The sequence below is a fragment of the Jeotgalibacillus proteolyticus genome, from assembly GCF_002926065.1.
Taxonomy (GTDB): Bacteria; Bacillota; Bacilli; order Bacillales; family Jeotgalibacillaceae; genus Jeotgalibacillus; species Jeotgalibacillus proteolyticus.
In genome coordinates, this window is sequence record NZ_PREZ01000004.1 from 59,288 (window position 1) to 84,091 (window position 24,804).

A 24,804-nucleotide genomic window follows, 5' to 3' on the forward strand; every position below is an offset into this window, starting at 1 on the left:
AAAATAAGTTTACTTTTTTCAAAAAAACAAGAAAGTAAATAAATCAACTTTATGAAAAACATTAAAACCCGTATATAAAATATCTGAGAAATCCTCACAGGTTTATGACTAATATATTGTAAAATTACACACAAAAAAGGGCTTACAGCGAACAACCACTGTAAGCCTCCTCTATTATTGATTCATATTATATTTTCGATTAAATCTCTCTGCCCGACCGCCTTTGTCAGCGAATTTCTGTCTGCCCGTATAAAACGGGTGCGTGTCTGAGCTTACCTCTATCTTAAACAAGGGATACGTATTTCCATCCTCCCATTCAATCGTTTCCTTTGAGTGGAGCGTGGAGCCAGTTAAAAATTTAAAGCCGCTATTTGTATCCATGAACACTACTTTACGATAGTCAGGGTGTTGTCCTTGTTTCATGATAAAACCTCCAATTTTACTAAATTAGAAAACATAAATCGTAATGATTACTATTATCTATTAAAACATATTCACTAGTTGATTGCAAACAAAAAACCTCCCTTTAAAAGGAAGGTTTTTCTCATAGCATGTAAATAAATTTCTTTAGCAATTCTCCGGTGTACCTGCTTTTGCAGCAGTTCGGAATGACGACCCGCAGCCGCATGAGGCGATCGCATTTGGATTTTCTATCGTGAATCCGCCGCCCATGAGCGATTCTTTATAATCAATTTCTGTACCCTTTAAAATATCGGTATCCTCTGATTTAATAATGACACGGATTCCATGATGAAGCTCTTGCTGGTCGTCTGAATTGATTTCCTGCTCAAAGCCCATTCCGTAGGACAAACCGCTGCATCCGCCGCCTTTAACAGCCACGCGCAAATATGAATTTTCCTCTTCCGCTTCTTTCATCATATCCTTTACCTGAAGCGCAGCTGCTTCAGAGATCTTGATTACCTGCTCCATAATAACACCTCCGAAAAGTTTCCTGTAACCGTAGTATAGCTTTTTTGGCAAATGGTCTCAACCTTTTGAATCGAGAACAGGCTCGTTCCTTCACTCAAACGAAGTATACTCCCCTCTCTTAGAAGCTATGCAGTATATCCTTTAAAACACCAAACAGACCCAACCAGTAGACGGTCAGGCCCATTTCTCTATGATTAAAACATTGGGTTTTCCTCTAAATAGATATAAATTTCCTCAACAAGCTGCTTAGGAGTTTCTGCCTCTACTACATCGCCATTTACTAAAGCAAAATGGGAGGCAGCACATTTTCCGCAGTATCCAAGACATCCATATTCAATGACATCAAGATTAGGGTCTCTTTCCAGTTCCTCAAGTGCTTCCTGGGAGCCGCTTGCAAGATTGCTGATGCAAAATTCAATAATCGGTTTCATGTTCTATTTCACCTCTCACACCATTCCATGCTACCTTTTTTACTATCCCCAGTCAATGATTTGAATTGTGTTTAATAGGGTATACTCTTGAAAAGTTTGTGAAGGAATTCTCTTATTGTTATTGTACATTGGACCTTATTCCGCTATACTTTTTTATATATGCAGACGTTTAGTTATAACGTATTGTGCGAATAAGCATCTTATTGAAAGTGCTTTCGTAAAATAAATGCTGATTGCAAAGAGAGGGTTCCTATGAAACGGTTAGTATTACTCGGCGGAGGATACGGTAATATGAGGGTATTGCTTCGATTACTGCCAAACCAGCTGCCAGATGATGTAGAAATCACCTTAATTGATCGAACGCCTTACCACTGCTTAAAAACGGAGTATTATGCATTAGCCTCCGGCACGATTTCAGATCAGGAGGTCCGTGTATCATTTCCTGAGCATGAGCGCCTTAAAATGAAATATGGAACGGTTACAAAAATTGATATAAACAGTAAACAGGTGCTTTTAGAGGGCGGCGATTCTGTCGACTATGATGACCTCGTCATCGGCCTGGGATGTGAGGATAAGTATCATAATGTTCCTGGTGCAGATGAATATACACATAGCATTCAATCCATTCATCAGGCACGTGCAACCTATTCAAAGCTGTCTAACCTTCCTTCCGGCTCCATTGTTGGAGTAGTGGGGGCGGGACTAAGTGGAATTGAACTCGCAAGTGAGCTCAGAGAAAGCAGAAGCGATTTGGAGATTAAGCTGTTTGACCGAGGCGAACGAATTCTTCCTGCCTTCCCTGTTCGTTTAAGTAATTATGTAAAAAAATGGTTTGATGCCAATCAGGTGGAAATTGTCAGCAATTCAAATATCACGAAAGTAGAGCCTAATATGCTTTATAATCGTGAGGAATCTATTCCTGTTGATGTTTGTGTATGGACAGCAGGGATTCAGCCCGTTGAAGTGGTTCGTGATATTCCAACTGAAAAGGATTCTTCAAAGCGTCTTGTGCTTACTCAATATCATAATCTGCCTGAGAATGAGCATGTTTATGTGGTCGGAGACTGCGCAAGCCTGCCTTTTGCCCCTAGCGCTCAGCTGGCTGAAGAACAGGCAGAGCAAATTGTAAAGGTGCTGCAGGCACGCTGGAAGGGCGACAAACTTCCTGAAGAAATGCCAAAAATAAAACTTAAAGGTTTTATGGGCTCACTTGGTAAAAAGCATGGCTTTGCTTACCTTGCCGACCGAACCATTACTGGAAGAATTGCCCGTCTGATGAAATCCGGTGTCCTTTGGATGTATAAGTATCATAACGGATAGGGTTTCTCAGGCTTTTACCGACATCTTCAAAACCCTTTAGAATAGGCATTTATAGCTTAATAATTTCTGATTTATTTCACGCTCATTCACCTGAGCGTGTTTTTTTGTCAGGTTTTTGTCAGGTTTTCGTCAGGTTTTTTTGCTTACTCTTCATCCTCCAAGAAAAACCTACTGGACTTATAAGCAGTACCCGAGGGGAATGTTTTAAGCACCTGGTAAGCCTCGTCAAACGAACGGGAGCCTTGAGAAAATCCTCTGCTGCCTCCTACTTCATATGAAAGAATATAATCTGAATCATATTTGTATCCATCGTTTGTTAATACGAACCTTTTGTAAATGTGAAATACACGATCATGATCTTTAACCTCATAACCGAATTTTGCAGAGTAATCATCTATTTCAGACTTAAATGGTTTAACGGAGATAATAGCCTTATGACGTTTTAGAATGCCGGGGATCTGTTTTTCAATTGATTTCAATATTTCTTCTTCCGTAAACACCTAATCACCTCATGAAGATTATAGCAAATAAAAAAGCCTTTCTACCATTAAAGGTAAAAGGGCTTAATATATACGGTTGATCTCAATTGATCGGTCAGCTAGTGACTGCGCCGCATTCGCATATATGTACCAGCGCCATTTTGTTTTAAGGCAAAAACAGGGGACACCAAACCCTAAACCGTTACTTTTGCGTGCACTCAAGGTAAGCAACTACCCCATCGCTACCAGCTGCGGAAAGTCTGATAGCTTAGACGAGTCACACCTATCCGCATAGATGTGCTGTAAATATATTTTACCATATTCTACACAAATAAAAAAGCCCCTCTACCAATTAAGGTAAAGGGGCTTCTTTCGTCCATCGGTGCCAGTACACCAGATGTAAGTATCGTGTGGATTTAGTATACCATACACTTATCTAGTTTCAAATGTTGTTCCTGTTTCCTTGCCAACATAAATCCAACCTTCTCCTGCTTGCGTGGACTTGATCTTAACCACGTTCGCAATATCAGGATGGTTTCCAAGCACTTCATATTCTAGTCCACCAAACTTATGAGGGTTAAGCTCTAATTTAATATTAGAAGCAGGAGAGCGTCTCGGTGGCTTATTTAGATGATACAAAGCCCATGAAGTATTGTTTACTCTTCCTGATCGTGCAGGCAGCTTTACGAAACGCTTTTTAGGCAATGGTTTCGCTGGAGAAGTTTGATTGCTTGAGAATGTTGCTCCGGTGCCAGGTCCCACAAAAATATTACCCTTGCCAAATTGTGAAGTTTGAATCGTAACAACATTTGCCTGCGGACGACCGATAACTGTATAAGATAATCCTCCAAATTTAGCAGGGTTAAGGAAAGCCACTTCATTCCCTTTAACAGGAGCCTTGTTTGTTGGGTAAAGTCTCCATGATGAAGCAGCTGCAGGTAAATGCACAACTTCCTGACCAACTGCGGGCGGTGTTTTATCGACAATCGGCTGTACTGTTTGAGCCGGTTTAATCGGTACAACTTTTCCTCCTTCTTCGAATGGAATGCCGTACCAAGCGCATGTTACTTTAGCAGCAACTTTTCCGCATCGTCTTCGATAATCATCCGACATTAACAGCTTTAGTGCTTCAGGATTGGTCATGAACTCCCATTCAACCAATACTGCCGGATAATCCGGTACTCGTGTCATATGGAAGTTTGTCCAAGAGCCCGGCATAGAAGCAAAGAGCCCGGTACCCCAAATTGGCAGATCCGGGAACTCTCTCTTATATTCAGCCAGATACATCTCTGCAAGCTTCTTAGATTGCGGATTGTTGTACCAATAGAAAACGCCAAACCCTCGAACAGTCGGATTCCCATTTGCATTAGCGTGGTGGGATGCCCCGATTGCTTCTTTAGCTGCTTTATATGCAGCGTTATAAATATTCGTTCTTGTAACAAGTGGAACATCTGGAGCAGTAGATGATTGAGCTTCTACACTCTTAATTTTATTTCCAAGGATTTGTGCAGCGTGATTAACTACAGCATTATTAAATGAAAACTCTGCCATTTGAGGCACACCTTTACTAGGTGGGTACGTATTAGGCCCATGTCCTTTATCTTTAATATCTACAACATCTTTTAAGATTACCATTACCTCTCACCATCCTTTGTTAGTCCTGATCTCTTATTTCCAATTTCAAAAAGCCCTGTTGCGCTTAAACCAGCAAAACCTCCGGCCCATAATCTTAAAACGGTATCTAATTCACTGAACGGACTTGCTGCAAAACCAATAAAAATACCCACCGCAACTGCGATGAGTGGAACGTAATTCTTTGAAATGGGAAAAGATCGCTTAAATAACTCCACTACGGCTAAAACGATTGGTGCTAATACCGTTGCGAAAATCAATACTTCTTTCATCAGACATCATCTCCTTTTTGATCTTCTTCTTTTTTTAGTTCTTGGCTGGCGATCTCTACCTGGTTCTGCTTTACTTCTTTCAACAAAACCGCCTTATCGATCTTATCCAGCAAAGGATCTCTGATTATGGCCTGTTCTTTACCGGATGGATCCCGATTCAACTTTTCAAGCGAATTATAGAGAATAGGTGGTATCGGTAAGCCCAACTGCGCACAATTCTCTAAGATCGATAACCCTTCATTGACAATAAAAAAACTGCTCACCGTTAAGATGATCAGTCCCCCTGTGTCCTGCCCCATATGCATAAAGAAATATTCAAGCCCTGCAGTCATGGCTAAGATCACAATGACAGCAAATTTTTTGATTAGCCCTGCAAGACCAATCGTGCTATTCAATGATTTAGTAAGCCACCCCCTTAACATCCCTGAGATAAAATCCAGAAACATAAAAAAGACTAGTATTACTGTGGCTTCATTAATAACGCCTGATATATAAACTGTAAAACCAGTAACTAAAGCTAAAATACTTTTCACAGCAAATACCTCCCAACGCACCATTCTCCTCGTCTCCTTTCAATATCAAACTCCCCCTTTAGTTCTCTTAATTTTCCTCAACAAAAAAGACGCCTCTATGGGCGCCTTGTGCTTTCTCTATTTATTTATCAACCGCATAGCCTCTAGCTGATAAGGCGTTGCGGATCCATCAGAATTTAAAGCGATATACATATTTTCAAGAGCGATATAAAGCTCTTGATCCTGCTCTGATTGATATTCTTTCAACTGTTCATATTGCGTTTCTAATTCATCTGTATGTTCACCAGCAATTATCATTTCTGTATAGAAACCTACAGCAAACGAATCAAAATCTATTGTGCTTTTATTATCATCAAATCCTGCAAGAACCGAAATAATTACCAAAAGAGCAATTAAAGTTGCATAAATTCTCTTCATGAAACTCCCTCCTGTCTATATAACAATTGTACTTTATATTCGGTTATTACTCTGACGAATTTTCAGTGTTTTGAGGCGCTTTTGGACCAACATACTTGATGTCAATTCGAGAAAGAATATAATCTCCAATCACGATCGTATCAACTTCTCGATCATTTGTTTTTTGGTTCATTTCTGTAGCGTTATAGGACTCCACTTCTATTTCTAATTCTTTTCCACTGTGAGTACTCACTTCTAATATCATGCTACTTCACCTCACTTATATTCGATTTATGGACTAATACATGTGCTTCAGATGCTTTGATTAACGTTGCTTCGATCGTTACGTTTGCAATAACCGGCTTGTTGCCTATGATTTTTTTAATCAACCATTCTCTCATTAAAATTTCCCTCCTGATCTCGACTGGATAAATAAACGCGAAATCACATTGGCATTGATCCTGGCTAGATTGTTTGGTGTGATCTCAATAGTGTGCCATGTACCCCGTGTGACTCTACCGCCTGAATCTTTAGCCAGGTATGGGATAATATTGAGGTCAGTAACGTTTAAATCATTGATCGGAACGATATTGCCATCTACCTTTATTTGAACGGATGAAGGCATTGTATTCAAGCGGTAGATACCGTGCTCGATTTCATGGACATGATCAGGCAACGTGATGCTGTGTGTATGATTCGGGATCGTAAAGTTATGTGTATGAGCCGGAATCGTGACATTATGTGTATGGTTAGGGATGTTAACACTATGAGTATGATTTGGAATCGTGACATCATGAGAATGATTCGGCGTTGAAAAATCATGGCTGTGAGACGGGATCGTAACGCTATGCGAGTGATTACCTGATGCTGATAAGGTTTCAAAATTTGTCATGGTTGGCGTATTGCCATCTAAATGAATCGTTAATCCCCCAGCTGTTGTAGCTGCTGTGGATTGAGAAGAACCCCCGGATGATCCAGTCGTCTGAAACATGACGTGTCGGTGATCTCCGCCGCCTCCTGATGTTTGAGCGCTTCCTCCACCACTATCGGTAGACTTGCTAGTTCCACCTCCGCTGGTACTTGATGCGGTTGTACCTCCACCGCTAGAACTTGTCGCAGTGTTAGCTCCGCCAGAACTCGAAGTCTGTGTACTCTCTCCTCCGCTTTCAGTTGATGTACTTGTTCCTCCTCCTGAGCTAGTGGTATCAACCCTCGCCCCTCCGCCTTCTGTCGCTCGTGAATAGGATCGAAAACCTTCTGTTTTAAAGGTTAAGTTCATTGTATTAACATTCACCAATCCCTCATCAAGGAAGATTTCAATGACGGCCGGATGACCCGGATCGCAATTATCTACATAGGAATGACTGTCAATATTGGTTGCTCCCTGTGAATACGTATCATTGATCTGTTGCCTTCGTTCTAGATCAGCCTGAGTTGTGCCAGTATCGTCTAACTTGTCGCCGATCTCAAGCTCTATTGCATGTGGTGCACCATAGATATCTGACTTCTTAAATTTCCTTACACGAACATCGACAATCCCCAGGTCCTCATCTGTAATTCGAACGAGTTTCCCGACATCAAACCGGTTAAGATCACCGAGCTTTTTCAAGTCCACGACGTTGACGGTGTACAAATTTTTAGGTGTTTTAAGTTCATTTAATTTGGCTAATCCACTTGAATAGAGAGAGGCAGCAACTTCAAAACGTCGATCCACCCATACATATTTAATGATGCCGTATTGTTCAATGATGGAAGGTTCCGCTTCGATGTAGCGTTTTCCTGTGGGATTGACCTCTTCTATATTTAACTGATTGACACCCTCGCCATAGCCGTATGGATAGATACGAGTAGCTACCGGATAAGGATCAGATTCTTTCGTGATTCCTTGAATATTCTTACCCCACCGAGCTTCTCCAACAATCTCGTTTGAAGCTGCATCTAAATGGAGGACCCATGGGAAAACAGTTGTATCGAAATTCCACTGATACTGCTGATCGAATGGTCTCGGAATACTCATAATAACGCTATAAAGTTCCTCTTTTTCAATTCCGTAATGAAAGTACCTGGTAAAAGCGACACGACCAAGTGCCCACCTCTTAACCTCTTGGTACTGCAGCATGTCCGTTAAGACAACACGTGTCGTAAAGTTAGTCCATTGGGCATAATCATCGATCAGATCATCGATTAGGGTTGCCAGCACATGCTCGCATTGATAGGACACTGAGTTTTCATTCTCGTTTTTAGTGGTTAGCGTCGGCATGATCCGGAAAAGCTCAATGCGTTCATCCCCATCCCACACCTCCACGTAGTTAAAAGGCTTGCAGTATTGGTTCTTAGGGTCATTTAAAGGCATAGAAAAAGACGCACTCCATAATTCATTGAGTGGCGTCTCATAGCCGATTGCATATGCATTTTGTAGGATAGACTGCAACTGCATGTTACGGTTGAATATTTTGATCAAGGTATCACCTCTTTTCCATAGAAAAAGGACCCGACGGTTTGCCGAATCCTTTTGATTTTGATTATTTGGTTATTGCGCCGTTTGTTCCTACGCTTTAAATAACCCGTTCTCCGTTTGGTTTATAAACTTCAATTATTTGCTCTCTATAACACCATCCGTCTTGGCTTCCTTCAATTCCATCGAATGATACAGTTCGAGTAGAGTTTTTACTTCCAAACTCTGTGATAACACCTATACGACCACGGTCATTTATTATCTTATAACCCTTTCTCAATCGCACAATATCACTCCGTTTCTTACTACGACTTATAAATCAATACCATTATCACTTAACCACCTAAGAAATTCTGCAACATCTTCAATTCCATATCCTTTGGCAATCGCATTTTCAGATACATAGTACTCTCTTATATATTCAGACAAAAGAATACGAAAACCATTCTCGGAAAGACTGTTCAAATACGAAAAAACTTCGTGTTTTATATATTCATCTTTAATTCCTGAATCTACACACCCTGTGTCATAAGCGAATAACCCTTCTATTGATTTGAATAGTGTAGTTTTATCCATATGTTCACTCCTACGAATTGTAGACAAGATTATCATACTGTACGCCATAAGATCCGCAATCACTACAGTGAACATGGACGCTGAATTCTGTATCTGCGCTTAACTGAACTTCCTTAGAACCGCATTTATCACAAATTATTGTAAAATAAGCTTTTTCTGATTCCATACCATGCCGATACCTCCGACGGTTTCTCGTATTATAAGACTTCGACAAAATTTTCATCTACTGAAGTGGAAAATAGTATATAATAGTTCCTACATTAACAATTTTAGGAGGAAATTCTTTATTATGCTTTATTACACCCCCTCAGGAAGAGTTTGGTTTTTTTACTTTCTAATGGCATACATATTTATAAATTTGATAGGGACTTTAGCTTTAAATCAAGCAGGTATTTTAGGGAACGCTCAAACTCCGTATATAAGAGGTTTGTTTGTTGCCTCGATAGCATTTGGAACAGTTTACATTGCAGGACCATTATACCTATTTAATCACAAAATTAAATTTTACTCGGAAGATATTAAGTTTACGTCTACAATTGGAATTGTTATTTTTTATTCCTTGTTAATAGGATTTATTAATAGCAACTCGTATACATACATCTTGTCTGATTTAGCATATTTGATTGTAGGACTAGCCATTTTTCTTCTCACACGATTTGGAAACATTCATTTTGATATTAACAAAAACAACTTAATTAAAGTTTCCTTGCTCACTGCGATAGCAATTTTAATTTTAGAATTCGCATTTGGATGGCCGTCTGTTTCTTTAATTATTTTTTATTTCGCTCTTTTCCTTTATGGATCATACTTAGGATATAAGAAATTCATTTTTATAAACCTCATTCCGATCATCCTTATTGCGATTAATTCAAATAGAGCGACCTTAATGACATTAGGGATAATGATAATAATTTTGGTATTTATCATGATATTCAAAAAGAAATTTGGATTATTAGCTATATTCATGTATTCTTCAGTTTTACTTTTAATCTTAGCCATACTAACTTTTAATAGCCTTCTAAATCACTTTGCTTATGAAATACTTTCTTCTCCACTGGGTATGAGAATTTACTCGATGATGGAGATATTCAACCCGAATGTCGGGGGAATAGATTTTTCAAGAGACATCACCATTTCGCAAAGATTATATGAAGTAACTGCTGTTACCCACACATTAGGCTCCAATGTTTTTTACTGGCTGTTCGGCTACGGTCTTGGAGGTACTCTGGATATGTCAGGTACACTGGATACTTCAGTAGCAAACTCAGCTTTATTAGGAGCTGAAAGTGTTCATAACATCCACTTACTACATGGTGCTATGCTTTTTAGATATGGATTAATTGGTTTGTTAATACTGATAATTTTCTTTTTTAAATTACTGAAGATCAGCATAAAAACAGTTGATTCTACTACAATGATTATGAGTCTTGCAGCGATAGCAATCATTATTTATAGCATCCCTGCTTCATCTTTCTTCGTTACAGAACCTCTTATATGGTTTTGTGCAGCAATAATTATTACGAGAAAAAGGATATTAAAGCCTACCCATTAAGGGTTAGGCTTTTTTTATACTATCCCTTCAACTTGTGTTATTTTTGACCACGTACTATTCAAAATACGTCCGGAACCTTCAAACTTTAAAATTTTAATATCAAAGGTATTGTCTGTGCCGATCGCATAATTACTTACACCACCGCCACTACAATTTTCAAGGTATGCTACTCCATTAGACTGTGCATTCACATTGTCGAAATAGTAAGCTGCATGTCTACCTACTCCTAAATCTTTCGCTAAACATTCCCTCATATGACAATCTACCATGTATATATTACATCCATTAACATCCGCACATACTGGCCCATATGTGTCATAACCTATGCAAGAAACCCTGAAAATAGTAACCCCCTCATGCGCTGTAGTAGCGTTATTGTTCGAAAGGGTTTTATATCTACCTTGTTCATACGCTTCACATTCAAACTCAAAAACAGTGCATTTTCTTCGGTCTACAAGATCGATAGTATTGTAATGGTAGTTAAAACCATCCTTACCGTTATAAGTTGCTTTAGAGTTAAAGTTATAAACCCTTCCAACTCCTTCAATACTCAGACCGTTATCTCCGTTGTTGTTATTAACAGAGTGTATTAAACCACCCCAATACGTTACATTGTCTCCTACAAAGACTGACGCTAAATTACCTTTTATATCGCAGTTCCCGTAAACATCGGAACCACTATAAAATTCAACATCTTTTAAATATAGTGTGCTCCCTGATATATCCCAAGTGTAATTTGCTGTTGTTAAAATAGCCCAAACATTTGTATCAGGCACTGATCCATTGCGATTTACCCACAATTCTGTACCGTTGGTATAATAGCTAAAGGGAGTTTCAACACATAATTCAAGAGTTGTCTTCTTTTCGAAAGGTATTGGAACGCCATTTACATCCAAGTAAGTAAAATCCATAACGTTGCTTACTAAATTTCGGGTCGTTTTGTAGATACCATCAGACGAAACCCAGGTTAAGGTGTTACTATTTCTACCATTAATAAACTTGAATTTATTTTTATCATTAAAGGGAATAATAGAGATAATCTTACCTTCCGGCATTACTTCCCTTGTATTATTACCTTTGTTAAATTGACCTAACTCAACAATTTCAGATAATCCTTTAATAATTATTTTGGGTTCGGCAGCTACTTTTGCTGTGTCCTTTGCTTTATTCAACGTCCGAAAAGGATTCGATAATGTTCCATTTCCCAACGTATCATTACCATTTACACTATCAAAATAAATATCTAGGTCTCCGATCAAGTATTGTTTCAGATCAAAGTTGTGATGTATTCTTCCGGTTACATCGCGATAAATATCCACACCTGGGTGTGAAAATTCAGATGGGTAAGTTAGTTTACCATATCGAATATAACCCATCTTTTGGCTTTCTCGATCCAACCTAGCCTTTAAAGTAGGATTAACATTTCCTATAGCATCTACTCTCGCCTGCGCTGCCTCGACACTGGAATCCCCATCAATAACCACTTCGTTAAACTGAAGCTGTACGTTATCTGCTTTTGTTAATGCGTTTTGGGATTGATTTTTTGACTCATTCGCTGTATTGACAGCTACTGCAGAATCAACCTCTACTTTATTCGCAATATCAATCGCTTTATTAAGCTCGTCAGTGCCCCGATTTAAACTCCAACCTTTATCTATGCGTTCTGCTGGCATATACCACCACCATCCTTTTATGAGTATTTATCTCTAATTGGTACTTTCAATGTGAAATTTAACCCCGTTCCCGTGATCTGAAGTTCATTATCTCCATTGAAAAACTCAATAGGATTAAATGGACCTATTACTTCGCCTATGGCGTTTTGACCATTTTTTAATACATCGTACATTTCACCATCAATCACCCACGTAACATTGCTAAAAGAAGGCAAAGAAATAGACCTCCCATTAGCTGAGATGGTCAATGATGTTGCTGAGCCTGTGATTTCAATTTTTGGTTTTAAGTAATCTCCGGTTACGGTGTAGTTAATGGTTTGGGGAGCAGTCACATTGACTACTCCCGTCCCCATATGCCCGAACTCATAACTGGATGCAAAGGTTAATTCTGTGCTTCCCCATGTCACTTCGTCGCTTGTAACGATCGAATAGGCAGCCGGATCGTAAGCGGTCAAAGGAAGAACGAAACGGCCGTTCTTTGCGAGTTTTTCAATGGGAATACCAGAAGTCAACCGGACCCAATAAAACTTATCTGGTTCATCCCCAAACCTGAGCTTAACTGTTTTTAGCTTTCCGTATTGATCCTTAAATCTGCCGGAAAACTTTCTCGTATCGAATTTAAAATTCGTATGGCTATCAGAGAACTTGACACAGATCAGGTTAAATGGCCTCACATCAAATTCCCCTCCGAAATCATAAGCACCCGGGCGGCCCGGGATCGTCACTGAATTATTTCGAACAGGAGGGAGCAAAGATTCTTCCGAGTCCAGCGTGATGATCAGACCGTCATCTTGCAATAAATAATCATCAATATAAACGTCATCTTCTCTCAATGCTTATCCCCTCCTTGATTTTTGATTATATAAGTGAAGCTGTCGAGCTAACTTCTCAATGTCCTGATCGTCACGCACATAGAAGTTCGCGCCTTCGAATAGCCCGCGATTATCGACGTTAGTCGTATCAGAACCGCCTGTTCCTGTTGATCCAGTACCTTCGTGATGAATAGTAAGATCAACTTGCAGCTCCTGTTCAATCTGACGTTTTAACTCGTCCATCTGCCAGCCGGTGTCTATGCTGTTCATGCCGATGTCAAAAGCTAGATTTCGTTTTGGAGCAATATTGTCAATCACAGCACTACCTAATCCTGTAGCAGCATTCTTGACCTTACTGCCCATGGATGCTAGACCATTGACTAATCCCTGACCGTTAAATACCCCTAGCTTGAACGTCTCCCTTGATGGTGAATGAGTGTCAGTTGTCCAGGAGATCGCATCCATGATATTCCCCGCGACATTTGAAGCAGCATCCCAGACAGCTGTTGCCATCGACCCAATGCCATTGATCAAACCTTGGATGATGTCCTTACCGATCTGAAGCAAGTCGATATTTTCAAACGTGCTAACAATGGTATCCATGATATTTGAAGCAGTATCCTTAATGGTTGTCCAGGCTTTGCCCCAATCTCCCTGCAAAGCAGACATTGTCGCGCTTATGATGCCAAAAACTAAATCTATCGCAATCTGGATAATGCTGGTAATTAGTGACCAGGCAACCTGCACAATCCCAGAAATTAAAGGCCATACCACTTGGAATATCCCTTGTATCAAGCCCAGAACAAGCTTGATGACTTCCCACGCCTGCTTGACATAGTGAGAAATCGTATCATAAAGGAAAGTCCATGTATTTTTCGCGACTGTAGAAATGGTATCGCCGTGAGTCGCCCAAAAATCAGCGATTCTCGAAGCGATTTGCACGATAATTTCCCAGATAAATCCTAGAATTGCGACAATTGAATTGTAGACTAAATCCCATGTATTTTTAGCTGCAGTATAGAAAGTTTGTTGATTCTCTGCCCACCAGGTAGACAGCGCGCCAAAAACAGTCATTGCCAGCTCAGAAATGAACGTGATGGCTGTTTGAAAGGCTGTTTTTATCAAATTCCACGCCGTAATGATCCCATTTCGGAAATTCTCATTTTCATTCCATAGCCTTATGAATACCGGAATGAGTAGAGAAAGAGCTGCAATTGCAATTCCGATCGGGCCGGCCAATAAAGCAAATCCAGCACGTAATAGGTTGAAGGAGCTTAATAGAATCGGAAATCTTGCACCCAGGTTCACCATGGTTGCTCCGAAGTTCGTAAATAATCCCTTAAGAAAATTGAAGGCAGGACCAATGCTTTTTAGAATGAACGTGCCTAATCCCGCGAAAGCGACCCTTACCCCTACAATTGTCGGGATAATAGCAAGTAAAAATCCTGCAATGACCAAACCAATTCCAACTAAGTTTCCTATTATGCGGTTTGATTCCATCATGGCGTTTGACCACTCCAAAAAGCGATCAACTAAATCAAGCAGATAAGATCCGATCGGTGCTAACCCGATTCCAAGATTTACGAGGAATTTTGTCAAATTAGCGATAAAACGAATGACATTAGGACCACTTTCATTAATATAATCAAGGAACGTTTGGAATCCTTTGTTATTACCAAGATCTGACGCCCACTTTTTAAATCGAGCCATCAGATCAACCAGGTTATCCATCATGCCGGATGCGGATCCACTGAATCCTGCGAACAAATAAATAACTCCTGCAATTGCATCCCGAAAGATAGCGCGGATCTTCGGCATATTGTCCTCTACGTAAGCGATAAAGGACTGAAAACCTTTTGACTTGCCTAATCCTGCTGACCATTCCTCAAAGCGCTGAGACATCGCCAAAAAGCCCTCAGTCGTTGTCTTTGTCAACGGCTCAAAGGCGACCATCATATTCATTATGCCTTGTGCAAAGTTTCCGAAGGCTTTACCTAACATTTCAAGTAACGGACCGCCAGTACGATTCAGAACATCGAAAAAGGCTGCCGCGCTGTCAGATTCAAAGGATTTATTCAGGCTGCTCATGAGATTTTCAACAGCTTTGAATGATCCCTCAAAGAGAGGCGTAATTCTTTGAAGTGTTCTCCCAAGGAGATCCATGGCATCTGTAAAAATACTTATTGACTGATCCTCGAACTGTTTCGTAATCTTGCCCCATATGTTGCTTAATTTCTCCATAGATTCAAGCGCTTTAGTTTGGTTGCCATTTAAAGCGTTTTGAATTTGCGCCATTTCTTCAGCGATTTTATTTCTCTCTTTGCCAGTCGTAGCCATCGCCATTTTTTCTTCAAGCTTTTTTAACTCTTCATTTGCTTCGAATACACTTTTTAGGTTGCTGGTCATGATGGATGCAAACCCAATCCCTGCAGTTCCGGCAAGCCCGAAGGCCGAACCAAGTGCAAAGGTTGAACCTGCTATTGTTCCAAGCATGACGCCTAGATTTCCGAGTGCTCCCGTTATTGAGGAGATAATTGGAACAATTATTGGACTAATGGCTAGAAACGATCCTCCTATTGAATTTCTGATGATCGTATCAAAGCTACGGATAGTCGTAGCAATACGGTCCATTGCTGATTGAAAACGATTAACCCTAGCTTCAATGGGTATGATTACTTTGTCTCGTGCTAAGGCTCTAGCAGCTGCAGCGACTAAAGCAGCTTTACGCAAAAACTCTGAAATATCAGCACCGATCGGCTTATCAGTACCCATAGCCGTTTTTCTTACCTGGGCATCAACTTGCTTCATCTTAGCTTGAAACTCTTTGATTCTAGCACCGATTCGAGCCATAAAATTTTCATGCATAAGCGTTTCCTCCCCTCATTTATACTGGCATCTGATAGGATGACATGGCTTTTTTCATCTTGTTATAGCGTGTTTTATCCAATGGTTGCTTAACTTCTTGACGGGTATATTGTAGAGACCCTTTTTCGAGCTCCCTACGCGCCTTCTGAGCGTCAAACAGCTTCTTGGCTGTCGTGCCTTTCTTGTTAGCAGCTATAGCGTTCATCATTGCGCCTTTACTCAGGTTCTCCAGCTGATCGATCTCACGAAGATGAGCACCTTTTAATTTGGCTTTGTATTCGTTCATCGTCCATGAGCCGATCACATCTTCGTCATAAACTTGAAGGTAACGAGCGCATAACTCATATACCTTCATCATGTCTATGCCGTTTTCTTTTTTGTCCCTAGAAGCTGGTCTCTGCTGTCCTTCATTCTTTGCACGTATGTTTCGATCTGAGTTTTTTCTTTGTCGTCCTTCGCGAACTCTGGCGCCTTCTCGAGGTCCTTCCAGTATTTCTTCGCTTGTAGTTTGAAAAAACCCGATTTATCCATCGTCTCAAATGCTTCTTTAAATAATTTTTCAGTGTCGTCATCTTTTTCAATGACTGCCATTAGAGCATCTTCAATATCCCCGCGTGTTGGACGTTCTTTAAGGTGGTTTACTGCACAATCCCAAAAGCCGATAAGTCCTTCATGATCGAAATTAAGTAACTTTTCATAAATGTTATTAATGCCAGATGATTTGTTCCCTTCCTTGTCTTCACCGTAATATTTTTCTTTCGCAAGACTGTTAAATTTGAATGTTACCTTCGATTCAAGGTCTTTTCCGTTCACGTTTAAAATTGGCATATATGATTCCTCCGTTTTCATTAAATAAATTCATAATAAAAAGGACGAGATATGCTCTCGCCCTTCTGGTTTATCCTGCTGGTGCTTCTGATGTTTGGTTAGGGAATGCTCCTGTAGTTTCTCCTGGCGCTTCGAATCCGTATTGCGCGAATGCGATTAGGTCTGCTGGAAGCTCAGGTAGTTCACTCTTTTGAGCTTGAAGCATAATTGGTAATGTGACGCTTAGTTCCGCAAAACCATCTGTAGGATCTGAAACATCGATGTTTTCAATGATTGTGTATGCAAAATATGCTGTATGAGCACCGTTAGCATTTGGTTTTGTATAAACGCGCCATACTTTCAATTGCTCCTCGTTATCGTAAGCATCTTCTAGCGCTGTTTGCCCTGAATCCCCAACCTCTGCATATGCTGTGATTTCGAAACTTTGTTCTTTCGGTCCATAACCCAATGCCCGTCCGAACTTAGTTTGCTCATCAATAATAGAGCCGCCCCGATTAAACGTTCCTTCTGTTTGATGTCCTACAGCAAGAGGTGGTGCTCCTAATGGGGCACTTTCACTTTGCACAATATAAATCCAATCCTTACCTTGTTCCATTCTCTTCACTCCTTTTATTTAATCCAGAATTTTAACCTAATAACGCCATGGTTCGTTTTGCCGTCAATGTCATCAAAGACCTGCGTCCTCGGTTCATCCATTTTGACAATAGAAAAACCACCGTCTAATGACAGTGGCTGAGCGTATAATGCTTTGATTGCAGCATTAATAATGTCATAGCTTTGCTTTTTACCCATAGCGCTTGACCAGGTATGAATAACGGTTGATACCTCTTCACCGTAAGACGTTTTATTGGAGAATGGATCCGAAAGAGGCTCACCGATACGCACATAAGGCTTCGACTGCTCATCAGGCACGTAATCAAACACACCGGTCACGATTGATGATAAAACCGGGTCATTGCTGAGTCGTTGAAACAAAGCAACTTGCACCGGCCATAAAGCTGTTTGAATCGGCATTCCATCACCCCAATTTCTTTATCTCACGAGAGAAGTATCTGCGGCCTTTATCGACAGCCGGGAACCAGAAAGGTTGAGCTGGCATCCCGCGCGTGAATACCCATCGATTTAATTTATCGGACCAGTATACCCACGGTGTTTTTCGCCCGTCGTTATTCACTGCATGGATGCCGGTGCCAAATTCCAAGTAAATCGCTATCGAAGACCCGACCTCCACTGTACAAGACAGACCATCTAAGCTGCTATAAAAAGTGATCGATTGACGAGTGTCTCCTGAATCGACAGCAACAGTCGCAACAGCGTTATTATAGATGATCATTCCAGTTTCCTGGACAATCTCTCTGACTCGCTCTAAAATCTCGTCACCGAACTCTTTTATAGCACGCTGCATCAATTTATTACCTACCTGAACCTGACCATTTCTAGCCACCAGGACTCACCAACCTCAAAGGAACCTTCATGATTTCGTTCTGGCCGCCCTGATCCATGGGCTTGCTTACAATCTCATAAATATCTCCCTCACATACGACACGCATCTTAGGCGTTATGTCGGTCCTGTAAGGGTAATAGAGATTGCGATCAAAAGGATGCTGCAGTTGATGAGCTTCGTAGATTTCTCTGGACGTTGGAGTGTCCAAGAACCCGAAAAAGTCATCTGTATCTACATTCATCCAGCCGCCAGTGCCGGGCAGATATCCACCTCCGCCGTCAGAAACAGGCTCAGTATGCACTTGAATGATGACTTCATGTGGAAATTCTTCCAAGCCAATCACCCCTTAATCAACGCAATAAGATCCTTCTTAGTGGCATCTTCTTGATATTCAACGCCTTTTTCATCGAGGAAAGCCGATAATTTCTCATTCTTCACTCGTTTTAATGCTGCTTCCGTTTGCGCTGAATAGTCAGCGGCTTCTTCCGCCTCCACTTCAGCTTGTTGGACTTCCTTGACGGTTGGTTTGTCGCTCACAGACTTATAGCCTTTATCTTTGTAAAGCTCGTTATAAGCTCGTTCTGTGACTCTCATGCGTTGTCCTTTTGGACCGACAATGTTGATCATTGCTCTACCTCCTATCTTTGTCTGACAAACTTCAGCTTTCGATAAGGTCTAAGATACATTTTCAAGCTCTCCGGAAACTCTAAATCATATGAATATGACACGCTTCCCATTGACCTGCCCGATAAGCCAGCCTTTGTCATGTTGTGTTCACAGGCTTTGGCAATAAAGATTTTCGCGCCGCCCGGGTACTTTGTTTCTCCATTTGGCGAAGTTTCAAAATGATTATTGCAATATTCTTTAATCCACTCTTCAAGAGCAGGAACCATGAAAGCTAAGAAACTATCATGTTTGCCATTTGAAAAGGCTGGTATGGTTTTAATATCTTCAAGAAGTGGCATAAGATCACTCCCCGACAATCAGATTGATAAAGTCCTCTTTCTTATCAGATGACTTGTACTCAATTCCCTCTTTATCTAAGAAAGCCTTGAGCTTGTCATTGCTAACCTTTTCAAGTTGTTCGGCTGTAAAACCAAAGTAATCAGTTTCTTCATCATTTGGTGATGAAGCAGCTTCGTTCTTAGAAAAAAGATTCTCATTAAAGTGCTTTTCATCTACCTCAAGACTCGCTTTAGGTTCGTATCGCTTGCCGTTATATACAACAGCTGTATCTTTTACTGTCACTTTCATCTGCGTAACCTCCAATAATATAGGGCCGCCTAAAAGCGACCCTCAGAATTTTTATTATGCGATCGGCTGAGCTTGGAATACTTCATCAGCAGCAGGGAATGATGGAAGTGCAGTAGCAACCGCCTTTGTCCATGTGCTTACTGGATCAAGGTTCTCTTCATACACCATCGCCAGTACATTGCCGACCATGTTCGTATCAATAGAAGGATCACGAGTCAGACGGATCTCTTCAGCAGTTGGACCGTAAATCGTTTCACCCATCGTTCCTTCACCGAACATAACAAACTTGTTGTTAGGGAAGTAACGCTGTTGAGTGTATGTGCCGTTTGCTGCTTGCTTACGGAAAACTTGATCATATACAGCAACCTGTGGGAGTTCCTGCTGAGAAAGGAATGCATTGAAATCAGCCCGAGTTGGAATGCGGCCAGACCCCGATCCGAAGATAGCAGCAACCACTTTAGGATGACGCAGAAGCGTATTCAGTACTGATTTGGAAGTAAGCGCACGTGTTGCTGATCCGTTGATTACTGCAGCCCAACGCTCTAAATCAGCAATTGGATCCGAAGAGCTATCAGTCCATGCTGAAGTTCCTGCAAGTGCTTCTTTATTTCCAGCAGGCACACCGTAATCAATAACAGCACTCAGTCCGTTCTCGGCTAGTGTTACCGTACCGGAAGCAAGTGCCTCCATACGCATTTGCTCAACACGAGATTTAACACCGGCAACAAGACGATCAACGTCATTGAATACCTGAGACATCAGATATTGTTGCTCAGCACTATTACGTGGATTCTCAAGCGCAATGATGTCCTTTTCTTTCAGTTGAATCTTACGCTTGATTAGGGCAAGCTCAAGGGCCTGTTTGCTCGCTTCACGGCTTCCGATCTCTGCTTCAGTATCGAAAGCATGAACGCTTGCAGTGACAGGAATCATGCTGCCGCCTTTGATTTGATCAAATTCAAGGCTTTGACGTTTAACCTCAGGGAAAAGTGTTTCACCAAGTAGCGCAGGAAATTGACGGTTTTGAAGGTAGGTAAGTACCTCTCTTTGATTAAATAGTTCTAAAACGTTTGGCATGTGATCGTCTCCTTTTTCTTATCAATTATTAATTATCGGTATTTGATTTCTGTCATAGCTGCTTTTGCTTCAGTGGATGGCGCTTCTGGCAGGCGTGCTTCAATCACATAACCCTCGACCATTATTGAGCCAGGCTGAGGACCTTCCGTGACATCCACATCATGGATTAGGATCCCTTTTGCAGTTGCATTATTTGCAGGGTAAACAGTACCAGCAGGAACGACCTTACGACCCTCAGCGTTTGCTGTTACATCTGAATCACTCACCTGTTCAGTGAAAGCTACAAATTTAGCACTAGCAAGAAAGTTAATTTCTTCTGTTTTACCGTAATTTTTTACGTATGGCATGATTTATTTCTCCTCTCTTAATCCCATAGTCCAGCTGAAGCTGGCTTACTTTGTTCATTGGCTGATTTGGCGAAACTTGAACCAACACTGTTATCATCGTTCGGATCACCTGAAGGAATCTTTCGGCCGCCCTTCTGGAAACGCTCATCAACAGCTTTTTGAAGATCTGCAGAATACGTTTCTTCCAAGCGCTTCAAATTCGCAAGTGTGGTTTCTTCATCGCTCGTTACAAATAGATCAAGGAAGGCGGTAGGCAATCCTTTTGTTGAAGCTTCCTTCATTGCTGAAGTCATGAGCTTTTCACGCTTAGCTTCATTCTTTTGATCCTCAAGCTCTTTTCTGAGGTTCTCTAGCTCAATTTGTTCCGGTGTTTTGTCCGGATTGCGCTTCTTCACTTCATCCTCAATAAGCTTGTCCAGGTTCTTTTCCTTCCAGGTGTTTAAACCCTTCGTGAAGTTACTGTCCAAACGTGGTTGAAGAACCTTGCGTCCTGCTTCCGTATCTAAGAACCCTTCCACTCCTTCAGCAGTAGGCGTTGAAAGTTCTCCTAAATAAGCAGCTACATCTGAATTTCCTCTATTGGCTTCTAGCCATGTTCTGATCTCTTCTAATGTCATTGGTAGTACCTCCTTGTGCCCTCCGCAGTACGAGCCTGAGAGTGCAAAATAAATAAGCCTGTTTATAAGGTCTATTGCTTAAAGACCGGACTTCAAATGAATTCTCTATAAAGTTGAACGCTTTCTCGGTAATCGTTAAACTCAGCAATTATTAAGCCTTTCATCATGTCCCATGAAATCATTCCTAATCGGTAAAGATCGAATATAGGCTCTAAGTCGATTTTCTTTACGTCTTGGGGCTGCATTAAGACCACCTCCATTGACTATTCAGCTACATAACGGAGTAGCAAACCGAGATGTGGATCACCTTACCTTTCCTTTCGTATTTGAGTACAAAAGCAAGATCACCATCACCTTTCAGATATAAAAAATAGCCCTAGCGAGTGCCACGGGCCATGCATTGCATTTCTTTTTTTCTTTCTTCTGACTCATTAAGTTGAATTAGGGCATCCGCTAAATCCTTACTATGAATTTCTACTTTCCCAAATCGTTTAGGTTCAGGCTGCGGATTCCCTCGCTTTAATTCCTTTAGCACATCCTTTAACGTGCTGTCGATAGATTTAAGGTAGTCGATATCTGTTTTTGGCACCTGAGCTCACTCCTAATTTTTTTTTATGACACCGGTTCTTTTGATTTCTTCGATTTCCTGTTCCAACTTACTATTGTTTTGTTCCTCAATATGCACTTTAACAGCAGCCAAAAAATCGGCATCTACATCTACATGATCCACAAAGAACGTAAGTGAACACTCGTTAATCGCATCTGTTGACATCATTAATTTTAATGATGTTAAATGCCTGATTTCTACACCATCTACTGTTGTATGATAATCATTAAAGAACAACCCTTCCTCATTCCGGAAGTCATCAGCACCATCATTGCTCTTAGAGCTTGCTTTTTTCTTGATCACTAATTTAGCCATTCTAATTCACTCCTTTAAGATGCTTTCGGCTGTCTTTCCTTCCACTTCTCAAACGGTTCGTAATCCATAACCATTGATGGCGGTGAAATCTCTTTCTGTGCCTTTTTAAGCGCCTGTTTATATGTCAGCGACTCATCAGCCATATACTTCTCAATTCGATCAGCAAGCTTTCTCTGATACGTCGGGTCAGCGTAGTTTCTACCTCTCCGCACTTCAGGAATCAACCCATTAACCAATCTTAGCTTCACGCATCTGCACTGAATATCCATTGAAGCAACATTCCACTGGTGAGGTCCCTTTGCTTTTAATCCTCTGTAATGAAAATAACCTTCTTTATCGGTTTTCTGACCGTCGAGTATTCTGTGTGATCGTCTAACCCTGAAGTCCAGTGCACTCATCCAAAGCCCGGTGATTTCAACAAACTTATCAGCTTGTTCCTCTGCTTTTTCACCTGAAAGACTTCTAACGCGCCCACTTTCAGTCCGAGCAACCAGCCGAGCCTTGTTTTTGGAGAATCCGACTGTTTTCTCTAACCTCTTAGCGATCTGAGAATAGCCTTCGCCGGCTTGAATGCCTTGTGCAATCTCGATATTTACTTTTCGTACAATCTCATTCCGGTGTTGCTGTAAAACTGCTGATAAAGTCAGCTCAGCGATTGGATTAAGTAACACGCTTTTAATCATCTCAACCGACGGAACCGAAAAGCCCATCTCCGAGCCTGCGAAATTCTCCAATAGATACGCTGTTCTCAAATATCCCTCAACGTACTGATATTCAAGCGACTTCTGAAGCTCACGGATGATCATGCGGTAATCACCGGTCAATTCTTTAGTGATATTCGCCATTTCCTTCGCAAACCGGTCGTACTTGTTTACCTCAGTCCAACCGAGCTCTCCGTCCCTCTCATACTTTCGGAACATTTCAGAGACTTGAAACTGAATGCTTCTCAGTCGTTTATTGAATACCTTCTCAAGATCGTCTTCCGATTGCTTCAGGAGTTTATCCAGGAGATCCTCAATCTGTAATTGGTTCATCCTCTTCATCCTCCTCTAAATCCGGCAATCGTTCACCAAACCTCAGAAGATCGTTCTCCATTTCCTCTATTTCGAAATCAACATCATCAACGAACGTAAGCAATGACAATCGCGTGCGCTCACTCACATTACCTTTAAGCTGAGCAGTTGATTGCGCTTCATCTAACAGCATTGGCGGCAGGTTGCGCTTGAAACCAAACCACACCTTCAAATAATCCTCTTTTGCGAATCCTTTGCGCTTGGCCCATGCGCTGAAAAGCACCTTGAACTGATATCTGAGTGCTGCTGAAAACTTACGCTCCATCGTGATGCATTTGTTTTCAAGAGCAATCAGCTTGTATCGGGCTCCTGGACCGGTAATCGTTCCGCCGAATGATTCATCTGAGAAATTCACTGACTTAGAAAAACGCAGGATATTCTCTTCAAGGCGATCAAGGTGATTTTCGATCATCTGATCATTTATATCCTTTGTTAAATACCTGGCATCATCATCCTTTTCAAACATCTCCAAGATGCCTGACTTCTTCATTTCAGCGAGTGTTTCTTCATCGGCACCCATTCCCTTAAGGATCAGGTAAGCCAGGCGGTACTGTTCAATCTCGTTTGATTCATCGGACATTGTTCTGTCGTACGCATCGATCAGCGCCAGTACCTTCTCAGCGTCTGCTTTCAACTCTTTATTGTTCGCCATGCCGAATAAAGGATTATGCTCAAACAGATGATCTTCAATTTCAACTAAGTCATACGAATTACCACCACTTTTAGTAAATAAATAAACGTATGAATCATCATAAAATTCAGCATAGGTTTGTCCATTGATTGTGTAATATCTAATGGAGTAATCAGGCTCGTGGATCTCTTCTCCAATAAAGATCGTTTCCCACGGCTCGATGTTCTTAATTCTTTCAAAGCCGTCCGTGTCGATATAAACAAGTCTTGCAGAGTAACCACATATAGCAGCCATCTTTCCACACTCTGAGTCAGCATCAGCAACACTGTTTCGAAGAATAAACTCTTCTAACACTTTTTTTAGCGACTCATTCTCTTTACCAGCCTCATAACTGATTGGATGACCAAACAAATAACCGATCTTTGTATCAACGATATCTGCATCGAATGCGTTGTTCAGACGGTTGTTTACCTTATCATCTAATCGCTTAACTGCATTCGACTTACCAAAGCCATCATAAGCAGCTGCAGATCGTTTGAATATCTTCGGACCGTCTTCATCAGCTTTATAACGCTGATATAAATTCTTCATTCGCTCACGCTCTTTGCTATGAGCAGATATGATTTCCTGAATCAATTCTTCATTAATGCCATTTTCATCAATTTGCTTCTTGAATTTCAGCAAT

34 protein-coding genes are annotated in these 24,804 nt (G+C 41.0%); 2 read left to right on the forward strand and 32 right to left on the reverse strand.

The window, feature by feature from the left end; translation table 11 throughout:
• Positions 1-174 precede the first annotated feature (174 nt).
• The 3 genes from C4B60_RS10500 to C4B60_RS10510 all read right to left on the reverse strand — a co-directional run bounded on the left by C4B60_RS10500 (position 175) and on the right by C4B60_RS10510 (position 1,361).
• Complete coding sequence (locus C4B60_RS10500) at positions 175-423, reverse strand: type B 50S ribosomal protein L31 (protein WP_104057968.1); 249 nt, start codon at positions 421-423, stop codon at positions 175-177.
• Positions 424-567: 144 nt separating this feature from the next.
• Complete coding sequence (locus C4B60_RS10505; RefSeq protein ID WP_104057969.1) at positions 568-930, reverse strand: HesB/IscA family protein; 363 nt, start codon at positions 928-930, stop codon at positions 568-570.
• Between the two features lie 194 nt (positions 931-1,124).
• Positions 1,125-1,361 (reverse strand): YuzB family protein, encoded by a 237-nt coding sequence (locus C4B60_RS10510; protein WP_104057970.1) that lies wholly within the window; start codon positions 1,359-1,361, stop codon positions 1,125-1,127.
• Between the two features lie 252 nt (positions 1,362-1,613).
• On the opposite strand from C4B60_RS10510, the gene C4B60_RS10515 reads away from it, so the two are divergent.
• Positions 1,614-2,681 (forward strand): NAD(P)/FAD-dependent oxidoreductase, encoded by a 1,068-nt coding sequence (locus C4B60_RS10515; RefSeq protein ID WP_104057971.1) that lies wholly within the window; start codon positions 1,614-1,616, stop codon positions 2,679-2,681.
• A gap of 143 nt (positions 2,682-2,824) precedes the next feature.
• On the opposite strand, the gene C4B60_RS10520 is transcribed toward C4B60_RS10515, so the two are convergent.
• The 9 genes from C4B60_RS10520 to C4B60_RS10555 all read right to left on the reverse strand — a co-directional run bounded on the left by C4B60_RS10520 (position 2,825) and on the right by C4B60_RS10555 (position 9,024).
• On the reverse strand, positions 2,825-3,181 hold the full coding sequence (locus C4B60_RS10520; protein WP_104057972.1) for a hypothetical protein: 357 nt from the start codon (positions 3,179-3,181) through the stop codon (positions 2,825-2,827).
• A gap of 411 nt (positions 3,182-3,592) precedes the next feature.
• Positions 3,593-4,795 carry an N-acetylmuramoyl-L-alanine amidase gene (locus tag C4B60_RS10525; RefSeq protein WP_104057973.1) on the reverse strand — a complete coding sequence of 401 codons (1,203 nt, stop codon included), beginning with the start codon at positions 4,793-4,795 and terminating at the stop codon, positions 3,593-3,595.
• Complete coding sequence (locus C4B60_RS10530; protein ID WP_104057974.1) at positions 4,795-5,064, reverse strand: holin; 270 nt, start codon at positions 5,062-5,064, stop codon at positions 4,795-4,797. Before C4B60_RS10530 ends, C4B60_RS10525 begins: the two co-directional genes overlap by 1 nt.
• Positions 5,064-5,597, reverse strand: a complete 534-nt coding sequence (locus C4B60_RS10535) for a phage holin family protein (RefSeq protein ID WP_167578629.1) — start codon at positions 5,595-5,597, stop codon at positions 5,064-5,066. The genes C4B60_RS10530 and C4B60_RS10535 overlap by 1 nt, the downstream gene beginning before the upstream one ends.
• Positions 5,598-5,714: 117 nt before the next feature.
• Complete coding sequence (locus C4B60_RS10540; RefSeq protein WP_104057976.1) at positions 5,715-6,014, reverse strand: hypothetical protein; 300 nt, start codon at positions 6,012-6,014, stop codon at positions 5,715-5,717.
• A gap of 46 nt (positions 6,015-6,060) precedes the next feature.
• Positions 6,061-6,246: a hypothetical protein gene (locus tag C4B60_RS10545; RefSeq protein ID WP_209020080.1), complete on the reverse strand. Its 186-nt coding sequence runs from the start codon at positions 6,244-6,246 to the stop codon at positions 6,061-6,063.
• A 13-nt stretch (positions 6,247-6,259) separates the two neighbouring features.
• Positions 6,260-6,394, reverse strand: coding sequence for a hypothetical protein (locus C4B60_RS21830; protein WP_280632265.1), 135 nt, complete (start codon positions 6,392-6,394; stop codon positions 6,260-6,262).
• Entirely contained in the window at positions 6,394-8,430 is a 2,037-nt protein-coding gene (locus C4B60_RS10550; RefSeq protein WP_245153936.1) for a phage tail spike protein, read from the reverse strand. Before C4B60_RS10550 ends, C4B60_RS21830 begins: the two co-directional genes overlap by 1 nt.
• 330 nt (positions 8,431-8,760) lie before the next feature.
• The gene (locus C4B60_RS10555; RefSeq protein ID WP_104057979.1) at positions 8,761-9,024 is read right to left on the reverse strand and encodes a hypothetical protein; all 264 of its coding nucleotides are present in this window, start codon (positions 9,022-9,024) and stop codon (positions 8,761-8,763) included.
• A 337-nt stretch (positions 9,025-9,361) separates the two neighbouring features.
• Between C4B60_RS10555 and C4B60_RS10560 the strand changes: the two genes are divergently transcribed.
• Complete coding sequence (locus C4B60_RS10560) at positions 9,362-10,576, forward strand: hypothetical protein (RefSeq protein ID WP_135122107.1); 1,215 nt, start codon at positions 9,362-9,364, stop codon at positions 10,574-10,576.
• Positions 10,577-10,590: 14 nt separating this feature from the next.
• On the opposite strand, the gene C4B60_RS10565 is transcribed toward C4B60_RS10560, so the two are convergent.
• From C4B60_RS10565 to C4B60_RS10655, 20 genes are all read right to left on the reverse strand, one after another.
• Positions 10,591-12,249: a hypothetical protein gene (locus C4B60_RS10565; protein ID WP_104057981.1), complete on the reverse strand. Its 1,659-nt coding sequence runs from the start codon at positions 12,247-12,249 to the stop codon at positions 10,591-10,593.
• Positions 12,250-12,266: 17 nt separating this feature from the next.
• Positions 12,267-13,082 carry a phage tail domain-containing protein gene (locus C4B60_RS10570; protein WP_104057982.1) on the reverse strand — a complete coding sequence of 272 codons (816 nt, stop codon included), beginning with the start codon at positions 13,080-13,082 and terminating at the stop codon, positions 12,267-12,269.
• A gap of 3 nt (positions 13,083-13,085) precedes the next feature.
• On the reverse strand, positions 13,086-15,926 hold the full coding sequence (locus C4B60_RS10575; protein WP_104057983.1) for a phage tail protein: 2,841 nt from the start codon (positions 15,924-15,926) through the stop codon (positions 13,086-13,088).
• Positions 15,927-15,945: 19 nt separating this feature from the next.
• Entirely contained in the window at positions 15,946-16,284 is a 339-nt protein-coding gene (locus C4B60_RS10580) for a hypothetical protein (RefSeq protein WP_104057984.1), read from the reverse strand.
• A 2-nt stretch (positions 16,285-16,286) separates the two neighbouring features.
• A complete protein-coding gene (locus C4B60_RS10585; protein WP_167578630.1) occupies positions 16,287-16,754 on the reverse strand; it encodes a tail assembly chaperone in 468 nt (155 codons plus the stop codon).
• Positions 16,755-16,824: 70 nt separating this feature from the next.
• Entirely contained in the window at positions 16,825-17,349 is a 525-nt protein-coding gene (locus tag C4B60_RS10590; protein WP_104057986.1) for a phage major tail protein, TP901-1 family, read from the reverse strand.
• Positions 17,350-17,363: 14 nt separating this feature from the next.
• A complete protein-coding gene (locus C4B60_RS10595) occupies positions 17,364-17,768 on the reverse strand; it encodes a DUF3168 domain-containing protein (RefSeq protein ID WP_104057987.1) in 405 nt (134 codons plus the stop codon).
• Positions 17,769-17,772: 4 nt separating this feature from the next.
• Positions 17,773-18,198: an HK97 gp10 family phage protein gene (locus tag C4B60_RS10600; protein ID WP_245153937.1), complete on the reverse strand. Its 426-nt coding sequence runs from the start codon at positions 18,196-18,198 to the stop codon at positions 17,773-17,775.
• Positions 18,191-18,532: a phage head closure protein gene (locus C4B60_RS10605; protein WP_245153939.1), complete on the reverse strand. Its 342-nt coding sequence runs from the start codon at positions 18,530-18,532 to the stop codon at positions 18,191-18,193. The genes C4B60_RS10600 and C4B60_RS10605 overlap by 8 nt, the downstream gene beginning before the upstream one ends.
• Positions 18,533-18,537: 5 nt before the next feature.
• The gene (locus C4B60_RS10610) at positions 18,538-18,825 is read right to left on the reverse strand and encodes a hypothetical protein (protein ID WP_104057989.1); all 288 of its coding nucleotides are present in this window, start codon (positions 18,823-18,825) and stop codon (positions 18,538-18,540) included.
• A gap of 11 nt (positions 18,826-18,836) precedes the next feature.
• Positions 18,837-19,163, reverse strand: a complete 327-nt coding sequence (locus tag C4B60_RS10615) for a phage head-tail connector protein (RefSeq protein ID WP_104057990.1) — start codon at positions 19,161-19,163, stop codon at positions 18,837-18,839.
• A 4-nt stretch (positions 19,164-19,167) separates the two neighbouring features.
• Positions 19,168-19,452: a hypothetical protein gene (locus tag C4B60_RS10620; RefSeq protein ID WP_104057991.1), complete on the reverse strand. Its 285-nt coding sequence runs from the start codon at positions 19,450-19,452 to the stop codon at positions 19,168-19,170.
• A 54-nt stretch (positions 19,453-19,506) separates the two neighbouring features.
• Complete coding sequence (locus C4B60_RS10625; protein WP_104057992.1) at positions 19,507-20,529, reverse strand: major capsid protein; 1,023 nt, start codon at positions 20,527-20,529, stop codon at positions 19,507-19,509.
• A 32-nt stretch (positions 20,530-20,561) separates the two neighbouring features.
• On the reverse strand, positions 20,562-20,876 hold the full coding sequence (locus tag C4B60_RS10630) for a hypothetical protein (RefSeq protein ID WP_104057993.1): 315 nt from the start codon (positions 20,874-20,876) through the stop codon (positions 20,562-20,564).
• 17 nt (positions 20,877-20,893) lie between these two features.
• On the reverse strand, positions 20,894-21,493 hold the full coding sequence (locus C4B60_RS10635; protein WP_104057994.1) for a DUF4355 domain-containing protein: 600 nt from the start codon (positions 21,491-21,493) through the stop codon (positions 20,894-20,896).
• Between the two features lie 92 nt (positions 21,494-21,585).
• A complete protein-coding gene (locus C4B60_RS21440; protein WP_167578631.1) occupies positions 21,586-21,738 on the reverse strand; it encodes a hypothetical protein in 153 nt (50 codons plus the stop codon).
• Between the two features lie 131 nt (positions 21,739-21,869).
• Positions 21,870-22,082 carry a hypothetical protein gene (locus C4B60_RS10640; protein ID WP_104057995.1) on the reverse strand — a complete coding sequence of 71 codons (213 nt, stop codon included), beginning with the start codon at positions 22,080-22,082 and terminating at the stop codon, positions 21,870-21,872.
• Between the two features lie 12 nt (positions 22,083-22,094).
• Positions 22,095-22,415, reverse strand: a complete 321-nt coding sequence (locus C4B60_RS10645; RefSeq protein WP_104057996.1) for a hypothetical protein — start codon at positions 22,413-22,415, stop codon at positions 22,095-22,097.
• A gap of 14 nt (positions 22,416-22,429) precedes the next feature.
• Complete coding sequence (locus C4B60_RS10650) at positions 22,430-23,449, reverse strand: phage minor head protein (RefSeq protein ID WP_104057997.1); 1,020 nt, start codon at positions 23,447-23,449, stop codon at positions 22,430-22,432.
• On the reverse strand, positions 23,430-24,803 hold the full coding sequence (locus C4B60_RS10655; RefSeq protein WP_104057998.1) for a phage portal protein: 1,374 nt from the start codon (positions 24,801-24,803) through the stop codon (positions 23,430-23,432). Before C4B60_RS10655 ends, C4B60_RS10650 begins: the two co-directional genes overlap by 20 nt.
• Between the last annotated feature and the right edge of the window lies 1 nt (position 24,804).